Here is a 16,962-nt window from a genome sequence, read left to right as displayed (position 1 = left end):
TAATTTCTATCGTTGAAAAATCCTCGTGCACGACTGTTGTTTTGCGTTTGATGCTGTGGCTCAATGTTCGATTGTGTGCTGTGCCTCACAGGTTCGAGGCACTTCAGCTCTCTCGACAGGACGACGCCTTGAGACCACAAACGCCCCACCCCCGCGCTCTGTTCAGGACGGCGGCCTGCGCTGCCGCGCTCCTCATCCCCCTCGGTGCCACGCTCGTCCCGGCCGCCGCGGCCGCCCCCGCGAGCGCCGCCTCGACCACCTTCAAGGCCGGCGACCCGGCCACCACCGTCCATGGGCTGAAGGGCGAGTACTTCAGCATGTCCGCGCCCGGCGCGCGGGACTTCGACAAGCTCGGCGGGGTCGCCCTCGAACCGAACATCAACTTCCCCGGTCTCACCGGCACGTTCGAGTCGACCACCGGGCAGACCGAGAACACCACCGCCCGCTGGACCGGCTTCATCACCGCCCCCGAGGACGGCGACTACACGTTCGCCGCCAGCGGCGACAACGGCTTCCGGCTCTTCATCGACGGCAAGGCCGTCATCGACCACTGGCAGCCGGACTGGGACAACGAGCAGACCAGCGAGCCGATATCGCTCAAGGCCGGCGAGCCGCACGAGTTCAAGCTGGAGATGTTCCAGGACGTCGGCGGCGCCAACATGTTCCTGCGCTGGTCCAGCGCGAACCTGGCCAGGCAGTTCGTCCCGGAGTCCGCCTTCACCCCGCCCGCCGACTTCGAGGTCTACCCGGTCGGGCTGAGCGTCGCGGACAACGGCACCGAGCTCCACGCGGTCTTCGACGACAAGGTCAGCGACTACGCGGACCTGAAGAACCACCTCACCATCGAGGCCGACACCACCCCGATGCCGGTCAAGTCCGTCACCCTGGCCCGCAGCGGCAAGGAACTCGTCGTCAAGCTGGACGCCGCCGTCCTCAAGGGCCAGCGCGTCAAGATCGCGTACGACGGCAAGGGCGGCCTGAAGGCGGGCGGCGAGGTCGTCCCCGAGATCAACCGCACGGCCACCAACAACTCCACGCACCGCCTCACCACCAAGTGGGGCGACAAGGCCGACCGCAACCACCCGCTGCCCGAGTACCCCCGGCCGCAGCAGGTGCGCGACAAGTGGAAGAACCTCAACGGCCAGTGGGAGTTCGCCGGGGCCGAGGCGGGCGAGCAGCCCGTCTTCGGCAAGAAGCTCGGTGAGCGCATCACCGTTCCGTACCCGGTCGAGTCGCAGCTCTCCGGCCTGGAGCGCCACGAAGACCACATGTTCTACCGCAAGCTCGTCACCGTCCCGCAGAACTGGGCGGTCAAGGCTGACAAGCACGGCAAGAGCAACCGGCTGAAGCTCAACTTCGGCGCCGTCGACTACCGGGCCACCGTCTGGGTCAACGGAAAGAAGGTCGCCGAGCACACCGGTGGCTACACCGCCTTCACCGCCGACATCACCGACGCGATCAAGGGCAGCGGCCCGCAGGAGATCGTCGTCGGGGTCACCGACACCACCGGCCCCGACCAGCCCACCGGCAAGCAGTCGGCCAACCCCGGCGGCATCTTCTACACCGCGTCCTCAGGCATCTGGCAGACCGTCTGGATGGAGCCCGTCGCCCCGGCGGCCGTCGACTCCCTGACCACCACCCCGGACATCGACAAGGGCCGCCTGGCCCTGAAGGTGAAATCCGAGGACGCGTCGGAGTCCGCCCGGATCACCGCCGTCGCCCGCGACAAGAAGGGCAAGGTCGTCGGCACGGTCACCGGACCGGCCAACAGCGACCTGAGCCTGCCCGTCGCCAAGCAGCACCTGTGGACGCCGGACGACCCATACCTGTACGACCTGGAGGTCACCCTCAAGGACGGCCGGTACAAGGACACCGTCGACAGCTACTTCGGCATGCGCTCCGTCGGCATCGCCAAGGTCGGCGGCTACCAGAAGATCGTCCTCAACGGGAAGCCGTTCTTCTCGCTCGCCCAGCTCGACCAGGGCTTCTACCCGGACGGTCTGAACACCGCGCCCAGTGACGACGCGCTGGTCTTCGACCTGAAGGCGCAGAAGGACCTCGGCTTCAACTCCGTGCGCAAGCACATCAAGGTCGAGCCCGCCCGCTGGTACTACCACGCCGACCAGCTCGGTCTGTTCGTCTGGCAGGACTTCGTCTCCGGCAACCTCACCAACGAGAAGGGCCACCAGGCCTTCCTCGACCAGGGCGCCGAGATGATGAAGCAGCTCCACAACTACCCCTCGATCGGTTCCTGGATCGTCTTCAATGAGGGCTGGGGCGAATGGGACCGCACCGAGACCGGCAAGATCACCGAGAAGGTCCAGGCCGCCGACCCCTCCCGCATCGTCAATGCCCACAGCGGTGTCAACTGCTGCAACTCCAAGGGTGACTCGGGCAAGGGCGACATCATCGACCACCACGACTACAACAACACCGACCCGGCCTTCCCGGACGCCAGCCGCGCCGCGATGGACGGCGAGCACGGCGGCTTCACCCTCCGGATGCCCGGCCACATGTGGCCCGGCGCCCCGACCGTGATCTACAGCGGTGTCGCCGACAAGGCCGCGCTGACCGCCAAGTACGTCGAGAACACCCGTAAGTACTACCTGGAGGCGGCCGGCGCCGAACTCTCCGGCTCCATCTACACCCAGGTGACCGACCTCGAGAACGAGCTCAACGGCCTCTGGACGTACGACCGCCGCGAGATCAAGGTCGACGCAGCCCAGGTCCGTAAGATCAACCGCGAGGTCATCGCCGCCGGCGCCGCGGCGGGCTCCCGCACCCCGGTCAAGGGCGGCGGCTCCTGGTCGCTGGACGAGAACAAGGGCACCAAGGCCGCTGACAGCGGCCCGAACCACAAGGACCTCACCCTCTCCGAGGGCACGTCCTGGACCACCGGTGTGCACGGCTCGGCGCTGAAGTTCGACGGCGACGGCCAGTACGCGGAGACCGAAGGACCGGTCGTCGACACCACCGGCGACTACACCGTCTCGGCCTGGGCGTCCCTGGACGCGCTGCCGGGCAACTACGCCACCGTCGTCAGCCAGGACGGCCGGCGCCAGGAGAACCCGTTCTACCTCCAGTACGGTCAGGGCGCGTTCGCCTTCTCCACCCCCGGCGCCCACCGGGCCCGGGCGGAGTTGACCCCGGAGCTCGGCCACTGGTACCACCTGGTCGGCGTCCGCAGCGGTGATCAGATCAAGCTGTACGTGGACGGCAAGCTCGCCTCCACCGCCGCGGCCGGATCGGCCGACGTCAGCAGCGGCGCCCTGTCCGTGGGCCGCGCCAAGTGGTCGGGCAACAACACCGACTTCTGGAACGGCTCCGTGGACCAGGTCCAGGTGTACGACAAGGCGCTCACCGACCAGGAGGTGACCGCGCTGTACGACGGCGGGAAGGCGTAAGCCCGCCCCGCTCCCAGGACCGCTCCCGGCGGTGCGCGGCACAGGCCCGCACCGCCGGGAGCATCCGGCTGCCCGCGCGCCTACGCCCCGCTGCTCTCCCGGACCAGCAACCGGTGCGGGACCACGATCCGGCGCGCCGCCAGCCCCGAGAGCCGCCCGAGGACGCGCTCGCTCAGGCACTGCACCGCCCGCTCCGCGATCTGCGCCAGGTCGGGCGACACCGTGGTCAGCGAAGGCGTGCAGAACCGCCCGTCCTCGATGTCGTCGAAGCCCACCAGCGCCAGGTCTCCCGGCACCCGCACCCCCTGCTCGCCGGCCACCCGCAGCGCCCCCAGCGCCAGTTCGTCGCTGAAGCAGAACACCGCGTCCGGGCGCTCCGGCAGGAGCAGCAGCTCGCGCAGCGCCCGCGCCCCCTCCTCCCGGTGCAGGTCCGCCACCTCCACCTCGGCGACCGGGCTCAGCCCCGCCTCCGCGAGCCCCAGCCGGAAGCCCTCGGCCCGGAGCTCGGCCGTGCCGTGCCCCAGCGCGGACTGGAGCCCGATCGCGGCGACCCGCCGGCGGCCGGACGCCACCAGATGCCGGGCGGCGTCCCGGGCCGCCGCCACGTTGTCGAGGGCCACATGGTCGATGGACCCGTGCGGATCGAGTTCGCCGAGCACGACGAGCGGCAGGCCGCCCGCGAGCGAGGCCAGTTCGGCGGGGGGCGTCGACCACGGGCTGATGATCATCCCGTCCACCTGGTGTCCCTCGGAGCCGTCCAGCAGCCTCCGTTCCAGGTCCGCCCGGCCCCCCGTGCGCTCCACGAGCACCGTCCAGCCACGCTCCTGGGCGGCGTCGATGAGGAGGCCCGTCAGCGCACCGAAGTAGGGGGAGTGGATCTCCGGGACGGCCACACCGATGAGCCCCGTGCGGCCCTGGCGGAGGTTGCGGGCGGCGAGGTTGGGCCGGTAGCCCAGCTCCTCCACCGCGGCGAGCACCCGGGCCCGGGTGCCGGGGGCGACGGCGGCGGCGTTGCTCACCACGTTGGAGACGGTCCTGACGGACACACCCGCGAGCGCGGCCACGTCCTTGAGTCTCGCTGCCACGTTCGGTGCTCCTGCTCTCTGCCGGCGGGCGCGGGGCCCGCGTCCCGTGGGCAGTGACCGTAACAGGTGGGGCGAGATCCGCCCGTACAGGCTCTTGCCACGTTGGTTGCAACGTTGCAATATGGGGGTGCTCCGAACGAAGGAAGGACCACACCATGACCGAGGCCGCGACCACCACCGCCCCGTTCCCGCCCGCCGAGGACGCGGTGCGCGATCTGTACGGGGCCGGGATCACCGCCTGCCGCGGGGCGTTCAGCCCGCAGTGGGCGGACCGGATGCGCGAGGACATCGACGCGGCGTTCGCCGAGGCGCGCGGCCGGGAGGGCGGCGCGGTCGGCCGCGGCCCGCACCGGTACTACGTGGAGATCCACCCCGAGCAGCTGCGGGGCTTCGTGGACCTGGTCGACCACCCCTGGGTGCGCGCGGTCAGCGAGGCGGTCCTCGGCCCCGATTACCGGATCGTGGAGCTGGGCTTCGACGTGCCGCTGGCCGGGGCGGTGAACCAGCCCTGGCACCGCGACTTCCCGATGCCGGAGGAGACCCGCCGCGACCGCAGGCTCACGTCGCTGGCGTTCAACCTCACGGCCGTCGACACGCGTGAGGACATGGGCCCGTTCGAGATCGCGCCCGGCACCCAGTGGGACGACGACGCCCGTTTCGGGCACGCGATGTTCCCGCGCCGCGAGGACTACCCGCGCTACGAGGCCCTGGGGGAGCGGAAGTTCCCGCAGCGCGGCGACATCTCGGCCCGGTCGGCCCTGACCATCCACCGGGGTACGGCCAACCAGTCGCAGGACCCGCGCCCGGTCCTGGTCCTCGGGGTGGACGCCCCGGGCGCGGGGAACGACGGCCACCACGACATGGCGGTCACCCGGGGCTTCTGGGAGGCGCTGCCCGAGCGGGTCCGGGCGCACCTGGGCTGCCCGGTGGTCGACCGGCTCGAGCCCATCGTGCAGAAGCACACCATCGAGGGCCTGGTCATGGGCGACGCATGACGGAGCCGGGGCCGGGCGGAGGACCCGCCCGGCCCCGGCACACGCACCGCACCTCACCTCAGGGCGCCCAGGGCGCCTCCACCGCCCAGGTGGTGTCCTCGGCGAACGTGGCCGGGTTGTCCCAGTCGTGGCCACCGCCCGGGGCGGCGAGCCACACCTCGGAGTTGATGTGCCGCAGATAGCTGCCCGGCAGGTTCGCGCTGGTCAGCCGCACACCGCCGGTGCCGGCGACCGCACACCAGGTGGCGTCGGCCTTGTAGAGCGCGGAGCCGTCGTCGGCCTCGCGGCGGACCCGGAAGTCGCGGTGGCGCAGATACTCGCCCGGGTAGTTGCGCGACTCGAACGAGTAGCAGTTGCCGTTCGCCAGGCCCGGCACGATCTTCCAGGTGGCGTCGTTCTTCAGCAGCGCGCCGCTGCTGCCGTCGACCACCTCGGTGAAGGCCAGCGAGTCCTGGTGGCGCAGGTACTTGTTGGTGTAGCCGGGGGTGGTGACCCGCAGGGACTTGTAGCCCCCGGTGGGCAGGGTCACCGGCGGGGCCGGGTTCTTCGAGGCGTTGATCAGGGCCTGGTTCGCGGCCCGCACCCGCGCCGCGTCCACCTTGACGACCTGGCGGTCGTAGGTGAGGAGCCCGTTGGCCTCGTTCTCCACATCGGTGATCTCGGTGTACACCGAGGCGGACAGGCCCGCCGGGAGCTGGCCGACGCGGATACCGTCGATGAGTCCCACGAACCGGTCGTTCAGCGCGGCGATGCTCGGCTGGTCCTCGTAACTGAAGCCGCCGCCGGGGAACCACTCGTGCCCGGGCACCTTGTAACCCAGGCCGCCGAACTCGCCGAGGACGGCCGCCCGGGTCCCGGTCGGCGCGGTGTTGCCGGGGCCGACGTAGATGTGGTTGTCCACCACGTCACCGTTGCCGCCGTCCACCGAGCCGCAGCAGTTGACCCCGCTCATGTTGTCGACCAGCCGGCTCGGGTCGTACGCCTTGACCTCGTTCGCGATCCTGGCCTGGTCGTACTGCCCCCAGCCCTCGTTCTGGTCGACCCACATCACCAGCGACGGCGAGCTGCGGTGCTGGTCGATGACCGCGTGGAACTCGGCCTCCCACTGGGTGCGGGCCGCCGAGTCGGGGGACTTGCCGGTGTCCATGGCCGGCATGTCCTGCCAGACCAGGAGCCCCAGCTTGTCCGCCCAGTAGAACCAGCGCTGCGGTTCGACCTTGATGTGCTTGCGGACCATGTTGAACCCGAGGTCCTTGTGGGCCTGGAGGTCCGACTTCAGGGCGGCGTCGGTCGGCGCGGTGTAGATGCCGTCCGGCCAGTACCCCTGGTCCAGCGTGCCGGTCTGGAACACGAACTTCCCGTTCAGGACCGGCCGCAGGACGTTGTCGACCTTCGCGATCGCGATCGAGCGCATGCCGGTGTAGCTGCCGACCGAGTCCGTCACCGCCGAACCGTCGAGCAGTTCCGCCCTGACGTCGTAGAGGAACGGGTCGTCCGGGGTCCACAGATGCGTGTTCGGCACCGGTACGGAGACCGTGGAGCCGACCGTACCGGTGGCCGTGCCGACCACGGTGCCGCCGCTGGAGACGGTGACCCTGGCGGTGCGCCCGGACGCCGAGGCGGCCTGCACCTTCACCCGCAGGGTGCTGTCGCCCAGGTTCGGCGTCATGTCCAGCCGGGTGATGTGCGCGGCGGCGACCGGTTCCAGCCACACGGTCTGCCAGATGCCGGAGGCGGCGGTGTAGAAGATCCCGCCCCCATTGTGCGGCTTGACGTCGTTGATCCGCTGCTTGCCGACGGCCTGGCCGCCGGTCTGCGTCGGGTCGTAGACGGACACCACGATCGTGTTCGTACCGCCGTTGAGTTGCGGCGTGATGTCGTACGAGAACGAGTCGTAGCCGCCCTTGTGCGCGCCCACCTGGGTGCCGTTGACCCAGACCGTGGTCTGCCAGTCGGACGCGCCGAAGTTGAGCACGGTCCGGCGGCCGTTCCAGTTCGACGGCACGGCGAAGGTGCGCTTGTACCAGAGCTTGTCCTTCTCGGTGATCCTGCGCTGGATGCCCGAGAGCGCGGATTCGGCGACGAAGGGCACTCGGATCTGTTCGGTGAACGATGACGGCTGCCCGGCGTCCCGCCCGGTCACCGCGAAGTCCCAGATGCCGTTGAGGTTGGCCCAGTCGGACCGGGTCAGCTGCGGGCGCGGGTACTCCGGCAGCGGCTTGTCGACCGGGACCTGACCGGTCCAGGGCGTTGTCATCGGAGGCGTCTTGGGCGACCAGGACGCCGCCCCGGCCGGCGAGGCGCCGACCCCTACCAGTGCGGAGGACACCAGCGCCAGCAGGCCGGTCGTCGCGATCGCCCGTCTCCACCACGGCCTTCGGCCGGGCACACGTAAACGGCTCACAGGTTCGTCTCCTTGATTCGGTTCGGCCCCCGGGGGACGGGAGCGGCATGGGGGGTGCGCGGAGCGCCGGGAATCAGACGAGCTGCCAGAGGTGGTCGTCGGTGCCGTTGTCGTCGTACTGGACGACGTGCGCGCTGTCGGCGGTGGACATGGTGTCGACGCCCAGGACCTTGCCGGAGTGGCGGTTGCGGATGCGGTACCAGCCGCCGCCGTCCGGGACGAGCTGCCAGAGGTGGTCGTCGGTCCCGTTGTCGTCGTACTGGACGACGTGCGCGCTGTTGTCCATGGACATGTTGTCGACGCCGAGCACCTTGCCCGAGTGATGGTTGCGGATGCGGTACCAGCCGTCGCCCTCCGCGATCAGCCGCCAGTCGTGGTCGTCGGTGCCCGTGTCCCCGAACTGCACCACGTGCGCGCTGTTGGCGGTGGACATGGTGTCGACGCCCAGGACCTTGCCGGAGTGGCGGTTGCGAATGCGGTACCAGCGGTCCGCGAGCCACGGTTCCGCGTCCGGGGCGGCGGTCGGGAAGGAGGTGATGCGCAGCCTGGCCGCCCCCATCGGGACGAGGGCGACCTCCTCCACCGGCTCGGTGCTCAGGGCCGGCGAGTCCTGGAGCGGTGCCACCACGTGCCCGTCGTCGGCGGACCATTCCGGGATGCGGCGCGCCTTCGCGGTGATGGTCAGCGGGGTGCCGTCGAGCGTGAACGGGTTGTCCCCCTTCAGCCGTCGGACGGTGTGGTGGCGCAGGGACGCGGCGGCGGGCTTCTTCGCGTCCAGGACGAGCCCGTAGTTCCACGGGCCGGTCGCGTGGACCGCGTACTCGGGGAACTGCTCGCTGCCGCCGATGCGCTCGTACGACTCGCCGATGCGCAGCGAGTACGTGAGCGGGCCGCGGTCCACGCTGACGGAGCCGTGGTTGTGCGCCCAGGTGCGTACGGTGGTGCGCTGCGGGAAGCGCAGGGTGACCCGGTCCCCGTCGGCCCAGGTGCGGTCGAGCCGGGTGAAGGCGGGGCCGGCCGGGGCGTCCACGCGCCGCCCGTTCACCGCGATCTCGGGGGCGTCGCACCAGGCCGGGACGCGCAGCACCAGCGGGAAGGCCAGCCGCTTCGGCGCCTTCAGGGTGAGGGTGACGGTCTCCTTGAAGGGGTAGTCCGTCTCCTCGGTGAACGTGACCTCGGTGCCGTCGGCGACCTTGGCCGTCACCTCGCAGGCGGCGTACATCGCGGCGGCCAGGCCCCCGTCCGGGGTGGCGAGCCACAGCTCCTCGGTGAAGTACGGCCAGCCCATGCCGTAGTTGTGCGGGCAGCAGCGGTACTGGTCGACGCCGGGCAGGAACGCCTGCATGGCGAAGCCGTTCTGGAACTGGCGCTCCGACTTCGGCACGTTGTCCAGGTCCACGCTGTTGGCGCTGGTGATGTAGTGGATCGCCTTCCCCGAGGGGTCGAGCGAGGCGGGCAGCGAGTTGAACGCCAGCTCCTCGCAGCGGTCGGCCCACAGCGGGTCGCCGGTGATCCGGGTCAGCAACTGGTGGCTGGCCATGAACTCCACGATCCCGCAGGTCTCGAAGCCCTGCCGGGGGTCGCCGTGCCCGGGCCGCGCGTTCTCGTCCCCGGCGAAGCCGCCACCGGGGAACTGGCCGTACTGGTCCATGGCCTTGCCGTACGTTCCGTACGTGTCCCGGGTGTCCTGGGCGGAGCCGCTGCGCAGCGCGTACTGGGCGGGCTCGCGGAAGCCCTGGGCGATGTTCACGTTGTGCGGGTTGACCAGGTTGTCGCCCCAGTCGGCACCGTACGTGTGGATCTTGTCGGCGAGGTCCAGCAGGAAGGCGTCGCCGGTGCGGTTGTAGAGCCAGAAGACGCTGTCCAGGCCGTCGCCCCAGCGCAGCGCGATCCAGCTGGTGTTGAACGCGCCCGGGCCCTGGGCGTTCATGTACCGGAAGAACCGGCTGAGGAAGGGGATGATCCGCGTGTCCCCGGCGTACTCCTGCCAGGAGCGCAGGGCCTGTACCAGCGGCAGGAACGGCCAGAAGTCCGGGCCGCCGTTCAGCGAGGTGCGCAGCGCCTTCGGGCCGAAGAACCCGTCGGACTGCTGGGTGGCGAGGATCGCGTCGAACCAGCGGCGCACCGAGGCCAGCGCCTTCGCGTCACCCGTGACGATCGCCAGGTCGGTGTAGCCGCGCAGCCAGTACGGGACCTCCTCCCAGCCGCCGAGTTCGGGGCGGACCCAGCCGGTGGCCGTGAAGTCGAGGAAGTGCGACAACTCCTCGTACCGGCCGCACAGCCCGTCCAGCTGGAGCCTCAGCTGTCCGGCGAGCCAGCCGCGTGCGGTGACCTTGCCGGGCGGGAGCTTCAGGAAGGCGGTGGGGTGCAGGGGCGCGGCGTTGGGGGAGTAGTGGCCGCCGTGCGCGGGCCGCGCCCGGTGCTCGGCGGCGGTCGCGGTGGCCGACCAGCGGCCGGCCGCCGTGGTGGCGGCGACGGTGGCGAGGGCGCCGGTCATGAGCTGTCTGCGGTTCAGGGGCATGGGCGAGGGCTCCTGTTCTGCCGGAGGCGGGGCTCCGACTCAAGGAATGCACATGACAAGAGAGGGGGTGTCGCGGTGCGGTGGTCCAGGCCGGACGCGCGCATGACGAAGGGCGCCGTCACGATCCGGGCGAAGGGTGCGGTGTCTCTTCTGCAACGTTGGAAAACGGGGTTCCGGCGGTATGACAGCACGCCGCCGGGCGGCTGTCCAGAGGTGCGGCGGCATCGCTTCCCGCGGGTGCCGCTGCCCGGGCGGACTCGCGCCGACACATTTTGGAAACGCATCGACAACGCTCTTGCCGCCCGAGCCGCACCGCCTATATAACGTTGTAAACCGAGCCGCCGAGAGGCCGCGCAGGCTCTCACGACCGCAGTTTGTGCAGCTAGGGGCCGTCTCCTAGCGGGGCCGTGAGTGCAGTGACATCGGCCGCCGCGCAGCGGCCGATGCATCGTCCAGCCATGACCGACCGCACGCCCCTCGGCGTGCCGTCATCCCGCCAAGGAGCCCCCGCGCATGATGATCCAGCGCCGACCCCGTACCCTCGCCGTGGCCTGCGTCCTGGCCGCCACCGCCACGCTGGCCGTTTCCGGCTGCTCCAAGTCGGAGGGCTCGGACAACAAGGCGAGCAGCGACAGCAGCCAGGCTGCCCAGGCGGCCAAGACCCCCGAGTCGTCGTCCGGCTCCGGCTGCTCGCTGCAGAGTTACGGGGCGCCGAAGCTCGACCTGAAGAACGCGGTGGTCGGCTTCTCCCAGTCGGAGAAGGAGGCCAACCCCTTCCGCATCGCCGAGACCCAGTCCATCAAGGACGAGGCGAAGAAGATCGGCGTCAAGAAGCTGCTCACCACCAACGCCCAGTCGCAGCTGTCCAAGCAGATCAGCGACATCCAGGACATGCTCGCCCAGGGCGCCCAGTTCCTCATCGTCGCCCCGCTCAACTCGGACGGCCTCGAACCGGCCCTCAAGGCGGCCGCCGCCAAGAAGGTCCCGGTCCTCACCGTCGACCGCAAGCTCAACGCCACCGCCTGCAAGGACTACGTGGCCTTCCTGGGCTCCGACTTCGTCGAGCAGGGCAAGCGCGCCGCCGACGCGATGATCAAGGCGACCGGCGGCAAGGGCAAGGTCGCCATCCTCCTCGGTTCGTCGGGCAACAACGTCACCACCGACCGCACCAAGGGCTTCGTGGACCAGCTCAAGGCCAAGGCCCCCGACATGGAGATCGTCGCCCAGCAGACCGGTGAGTTCGCCCGCGACAAGGGGCAGCAGGTCACGGAGCAGCTGATCCAGTCCAAGCCCGGCATCACCGCCATCTACGCGGAGAACGACGAGATGGGACTCGGCGCCGTCACCGCGGTGAAGGCCGCCGGCAAGAAGCCCGGCAAGGACATCAAGATCGTCTCCGTCGACGGCACCCGCAACGCCGTCCAGGCCATCGTCAACGGCGAGTACAACGCCGTCATCGAGTCCAACCCGCGCTTCGGCCCGCTGGCCTTCGCGACCGCCCAGAAGTTCTACGGCGGCGAGGAGATCCCCGAGAACGTCATCATCAGCGACCGCGCCTACGACGAGTCCAACGCCAAGTCCACGGTCGGCAACGCGTTCTGACACCGGCCGGCCCCATCTGCCCGTACCGGCTCCGTCGGTTCTCGGCCGCCGTGGCGCATCCCCGTCACGGCGGCCACCGGGCCCCCATCCTTGGAAGAGCGGAAGGCCAAGACCAGCCATGGCACCACCCGAAGCAGTACCGCAGCCGCCGGAGCCGGCCGCCGACGTGAAGGAGGGGAGCGCGGCCGCGACGGCCCTCGCGGACGAGCCCGGCGCGGCCCCGGCCGTCCTGGAGGCCCGCTCGGTCAGCAAGCGGTTCCCGGGCGTCGTCGCCCTCGACGGCGTCTCCTTCTCCCTGCGCGCCGGCGAGACCCACGCCCTGGTGGGGGAGAACGGAGCCGGGAAGTCCACCCTCATCAAGGTGCTGACCGGCGTCTACCGCCCCGACGAGGGCGAACTGCGGCTGGCCGGCCGACCGATCGCGTTCGCCCGGCCGTTCGAGGCGCAGGAGGCCGGGATCTCCACGATCTACCAGGAGGTCAACCTCGTCCCGCTGATGAGCGTGGCGCGCAACATCTTCCTCGGCCGCGAGCCCAAGAACCGCTTCGGCCTGATCGACTTCCCCCGGATGCACCGCGAGGCGAGCGAACTGCTCGACGGCTTCGGTGTCCGCGTCGACCCGAAGCGCCCCCTGCACACCCTGGGCATCGGCACCCAGCAGATGGTCGCGATGGCCCGCGCCGTCTCCGTGAAGGCCCAGGTCGTCATCATGGACGAACCGACCTCCTCACTGGAGCCCCGCGAGGTCGAGACCCTCTTCCGGGTCATCGAGGACCTCCGCGGACGCGGCATCGCCGTCCTCTACGTCAGCCACCGCATGGACGAGCTGTACCGGATCTGCGACCGGGTCACCGTCCTGCGCGACGGCCACCACATCCACACCGGCGACCTCGCCGGCCTCGACCGGATGCAGCTCGTCTCGATGATGCTGGGCCGCGACATGGCCGAGGTGCGCCGCGAAGGGCTCACCAACTTCGACTCCGAGGGCCACGAGGCCGCGCGAACCCCCGTCCTCACCGCCACCGGCCTCTCCCGCGACCACCAGCTGCACGACATCTCCCTCGACCTGTACGCGGGAGAGGTCCTGGGCCTCGGCGGACTCCTCGGCTCCGGCCGCAGCGAGACCGCGAAGGCCATCGCCGGAGCGCTCGCCCTGGACTCCGGAGAGGTGAGCATCGCCGGCCGCGCCCTGCGCCGCCTCACCTCCGCCGGCGCCATCCGGGCCGGCATCAGCCTGCTGCCCGAGGACCGCAAGGCCGAGGGCATCGTGCCCGGTCTCTCGGTCCGCGAGAACATCGTGCTGGCCGCGATGCCCCGGCTCTCCCGCGCCGGCATCGTCTCCCGCGCCAAGCAGGACCGCATTGTCGACATCTTCATGAAGCGACTGAGGATCAAGGCGGCGAGCCCCGAGCAGAAGGTCGGCGAGCTCTCCGGCGGCAACCAGCAGAAGGTGCTGCTGGCCCGCTGGCTCTGCCTGGAGCCGAAGGTCCTGCTGCTGGACGAACCCACCCGGGGCATCGACGTCGGCGCCAAGGCCGAGGTCCAGAGCCTCATCGACGACCTCGCCCGCGAGGGCCTGGCCGTCCTGCTCATCTCCTCCGACATCGAGGAACTGATCGAGGGCGCCGACCGGATCGTCGTCCTGCGCGGCGGCGCGGTCGCGGGCGAACTGGCGGGCGACGAGGTGGCGGAGAGCCATCTGCTCGAAGTGCTCGCCGACCACTCACCGGCTGCCGCGGACAAGGCGCCGGCCGCGAAGGAGGACCCCCGATGACCCAGGCCGCAGTCACCACCCCCGCAGCCCGGCCGCTCGCCCGGCTGCGCGACCCCGCCTGGTACCAGGAGTACGGCGTCTACCTCGCCGTCGCGGTCGTCCTCGTCTTCAACGCCCTGTTCACCGAGCACTTCATGACGGTGGACAACCTGCGCACGCAGCTCGTCCAGGTCGCCCCGATCGTCATCGTCGCCCTCGGCATGGCGCTCGTCATCGGCACCGAGGGCGTCGACCTCTCCGTCGGCTCGACCATGGCCCTGGCCGCAGCGCTGCTGCCGCTCTACCTCGGCTACGGACTGGTCCCCGCGCTCGTCATGGCGCTGCTCGCCGGCGCCCTCGTCGGAGCGGTCAACGGCACCCTGGTCTCACTCGTCGGCCTCCAGCCGATCGTCGCCACACTCGCCCTGTTCGTCGGCGGCCGGGGCCTCGCCCTGGTCATGGCGGACAGCCAGCTCAAGCAGATCGTCAACCCGGACCTGCTCTCCCTGGGCACCGGCTCCTTCCTCGGCATCCCGCTGGTCGTCCTCATCGCCGGTGTCCTCGCCGTCGCCGTGGCCTTCCTCGTCACCCGGACCACCTTCGGCCGCCAGGTCGTCGCCATCGGCGGCAACCGCTCCGCCGCCGCCCTGGCCGGACTGCCCGTCCGGCGGGTGCTCATCGGTGTGTACGTGCTCTGCGGGGTGCTCGCCGCCCTCGCGGGAATCCTGGCCACCGCCAGGCTCACCGCCAGCGACCCCTCCTCGCTCGGCACCCTCATGGAACTCTCCGCCATCACGGCGGTCGTGGTGGGCGGCACCCCGCTCAACGGCGGCTCCATCCGGGTTCTCGGCACCGTCGCCGGCGCCCTGCTGATGCAGCTGCTGCGGGCCACCCTCATCAAGCACGACCTGCCCGACTCCACCGCACAGATCGCCCAGGCGGCCATCATCATCGCCGCCGTCTACGTCGCCCGGGAGCGTCGGTCCCGATGAACGAAACCTCACCTGCCCCGGCGGCCCCCGCCCCGGCCCCGCGCAAGACCGCCGCCTCCGGCGCCCCCGCGCCGGCCCCCGGTGCCGCGGCGCCGCGCACGACCGGCCGGCGGATCGCCGAACTCCTGCAACGCCAGGGCGTCCTGGTCGTCCTCCTGACGGTCGTGATCGTCGCGTCCTGCATCTACCCGACGACGTTCTCCACCCTGGACAACGCCCGCGGAGTGACCGTCCAGGCCTCGTTCCTGGCCGTCGTCGCGCTCGGGATGACCATGGTCATCATCACCGGCGGCATCGACCTCTCCGTCGGGTCCGTGTTCGCCCTGGGCGGGGTGCTCGCCGCCTGGGCCTCCCAATGGGGCGTCCTGCCCGCCCTGCTGGTCCCGCTCGTGGTGTGCGGAGCGATCGGCCTGCTCAACGGCTTCCTGGTGGCCCGCGCCGGAATGGCCCCGTTCATCGTCACGCTCGCCACCCTTCTCGGGGCGCGCGGACTGCTCCTCGCGATCACGGACGAGGGCGCCACCACCTACCTGGTGCCCAAGGACTCCGCCTTCGCCGAGATCGGCCAGGGCGCCGTCCGGGGCTTCGGCTACCCGATCTTCATCGCCCTCGCGCTGTTCGGCCTCGGCGGACTGCTCCTCCAGCGCACCTCGTTCGGGCAGTCGATCTTCGCCGTCGGCGGCAGCAGCGACGCCGCCACGCTGATGGGTCTGCCCGTCGCCCGTACGAAGATGCTCGTCTACACGCTCAGCGGACTCCTGGCCGGGCTGGCCGGCGCGCTCAACGCCGCCCGGCTCTCCTCCGGAGTCACCATCGTCGGCGTGGGCATGGAGCTCGACGCGATCTCCGCCGTCGTCATCGGCGGCACCCTCCTCATCGGCGGTGCCGGCTCCATCAGCGGAACGCTCTGGGGCGTCCTGCTCCTTCAGGTCATCCAGAACCTGATCAACCAGATCGGCTCGCTGAACTCCTCGTACCAGTCGGTCGTCAGCGGCGGTTTCCTTATCGTTGTCGTCGTGGCCCAGCGCTATCTGGCGCGCAGCCGCAGAACCACCTGAACCGGTGCCGGGGCCCCACGGCCCCGGCACCGTTCGAGCCGATCGAGCCGAACCGGCGGGAGCCGGGCCACCGCGCCTCACCGCGCGACAAGTCGATTCAGGGAGTGCCGTGGGCGTCAGCCTCAAGGACGTTGCGCAACGGGCGGGCGTGTCCATCAAGACCGTGTCGAACGTGGTGAACAACTATCAGCACGTCACACCGAAGATGCGCGCCAAGGTGCAGCAGGCCATCGACGAGCTCGGCTACCGGCCGAACCTGACCGCCCGTCACCTGCGCAAGGGCCGCACCGGGATCATCGCGCTCGCCGTCCCCGAGTTCGGCAACCCGTACTTCGCGGAGCTGGCGGGCGCGGTGGTCGACGCCGCCGCCCGGCACGACTACACCGTGCTGGTCGACCACACCGGCGGACTGCGCGAAAAGGAACTCCTGGTCAGCCAGGGCTTCCGGTCCCACGTCATCGACGGGCTCATCCTCAGCCCGATCCACCTGGAGACCGAGGACCTGATGGCGCGCACCGAGACCGCGCCGCTGGTCCTGCTCGGCGAGCGCGAGTACGAGGCCCCGTACGACCACATCGCCATCGACAACGTCGCGGCGGCGCGCGAGGCCGTACGCCACCTCATCGAGCTCGGCCACCGCCGCATCGCCTTCCTCGGCTCCCGTACCGGCCGCGAACGCCAGCCCGCCCACCTCCGGCTGCGCGGCTGGCGCGAGGAGCTGGCCGCCGCCGGGATCGAGCCCGACGAGGCGCTGGTCGTCGTCACCGACGGCTACGGACGCGAGGACGGGGCCTCCGCCATGGCGGCTCTGCTGGACCGCGGTGAGCGGCCCGACGCCGTCTTCGCGTACAACGACCTCATCGCCATCGGCGCCATGCGCACCCTCACCGCACGCGGCCTGCGCATCCCCGAGGACGTCGCCGTCGTCGGGTTCGACGACATCGAGGAGAGCCTCTACGGTGCGACCACGCTCACCACCGTGGCGCCCGACAAGGAGGCCATCGCCCGGCTCGCCGTCGACAGCCTGGTCGAGCGCCTCTCCGGTGAGCCGGTGGCGGAGCCCCGGCGGCCCCGCCCCGGCTACCGGCTCGTCGTCCGCGAATCCACCGTTCCCCGGCCCGCCGCCGGCCGGCCCGCGCCCTAGGGCG

General features: G+C 70.6%; 10 protein-coding genes. 7 read left to right on the top strand and 3 right to left on the bottom strand.

Annotated elements, in window-relative coordinates:
- The first annotated feature begins 128 nt into the window (after positions 1–128).
- Complete coding sequence (locus ABZ565_RS30170) at positions 129–3,404, top strand: LamG-like jellyroll fold domain-containing protein (protein ID WP_361033753.1); 3,276 nt, start codon at positions 129–131, stop codon at positions 3,402–3,404.
- Positions 3,405–3,484: 80 nt separating this feature from the next.
- On the opposite strand, the gene ABZ565_RS30165 is transcribed toward ABZ565_RS30170, so the two are convergent.
- Complete coding sequence (locus ABZ565_RS30165; protein WP_361033750.1) at positions 3,485–4,489, bottom strand: LacI family DNA-binding transcriptional regulator; 1,005 nt, start codon at positions 4,487–4,489, stop codon at positions 3,485–3,487.
- Between the two features lie 155 nt (positions 4,490–4,644).
- Between ABZ565_RS30165 and ABZ565_RS30160 the strand changes: the two genes are divergently transcribed.
- Positions 4,645–5,484 carry a phytanoyl-CoA dioxygenase family protein gene (locus ABZ565_RS30160; RefSeq protein ID WP_361033747.1) on the top strand — a complete coding sequence of 280 codons (840 nt, stop codon included), beginning with the start codon at positions 4,645–4,647 and terminating at the stop codon, positions 5,482–5,484.
- Positions 5,485–5,542: 58 nt separating this feature from the next.
- Here ABZ565_RS30160 and ABZ565_RS30155 read toward each other — a convergent pair whose 3' ends face one another.
- Positions 5,543–7,813, bottom strand: a complete 2,271-nt coding sequence (locus ABZ565_RS30155) for an AbfB domain-containing protein (RefSeq protein WP_361033818.1) — start codon at positions 7,811–7,813, stop codon at positions 5,543–5,545.
- A 148-nt stretch (positions 7,814–7,961) separates the two neighbouring features.
- Complete coding sequence (locus ABZ565_RS30150; RefSeq protein ID WP_361033744.1) at positions 7,962–10,409, bottom strand: RICIN domain-containing protein; 2,448 nt, start codon at positions 10,407–10,409, stop codon at positions 7,962–7,964.
- Between the two features lie 513 nt (positions 10,410–10,922).
- Between ABZ565_RS30150 and ABZ565_RS30145 the strand changes: the two genes are divergently transcribed.
- The 5 genes from ABZ565_RS30145 to ABZ565_RS30125 all read left to right on the top strand — a co-directional run bounded on the left by ABZ565_RS30145 (position 10,923) and on the right by ABZ565_RS30125 (position 16,958).
- Positions 10,923–12,011 carry an ABC transporter substrate-binding protein gene (locus tag ABZ565_RS30145; protein WP_361033741.1) on the top strand — a complete coding sequence of 363 codons (1,089 nt, stop codon included), beginning with the start codon at positions 10,923–10,925 and terminating at the stop codon, positions 12,009–12,011.
- Positions 12,012–12,129: 118 nt separating this feature from the next.
- Positions 12,130–13,785: a sugar ABC transporter ATP-binding protein gene (locus ABZ565_RS30140; protein ID WP_361033738.1), complete on the top strand. Its 1,656-nt coding sequence runs from the start codon at positions 12,130–12,132 to the stop codon at positions 13,783–13,785.
- Positions 13,782–14,756, top strand: coding sequence for an ABC transporter permease (locus ABZ565_RS30135; RefSeq protein WP_361033735.1), 975 nt, complete (start codon positions 13,782–13,784; stop codon positions 14,754–14,756). Before ABZ565_RS30140 ends, ABZ565_RS30135 begins: the two co-directional genes overlap by 4 nt.
- On the top strand, positions 14,753–15,814 hold the full coding sequence (locus ABZ565_RS30130) for an ABC transporter permease (protein ID WP_361033732.1): 1,062 nt from the start codon (positions 14,753–14,755) through the stop codon (positions 15,812–15,814). The genes ABZ565_RS30135 and ABZ565_RS30130 overlap by 4 nt, the downstream gene beginning before the upstream one ends.
- A gap of 109 nt (positions 15,815–15,923) precedes the next feature.
- Positions 15,924–16,958: a LacI family DNA-binding transcriptional regulator gene (locus ABZ565_RS30125; RefSeq protein WP_361033729.1), complete on the top strand. Its 1,035-nt coding sequence runs from the start codon at positions 15,924–15,926 to the stop codon at positions 16,956–16,958.
- The last annotated feature ends 4 nt before the right edge of the window (positions 16,959–16,962 follow it).

Source organism: Streptomyces sp. NPDC016469, assembly GCF_040632905.1.
In the GTDB taxonomy this organism is placed as follows: domain Bacteria; phylum Actinomycetota; class Actinomycetes; order Streptomycetales; family Streptomycetaceae; genus Streptomyces.
The sequence above is the reverse complement of the archived record's forward strand: the minus strand, read 5'-3'. Positions and strand labels throughout refer to the sequence as shown.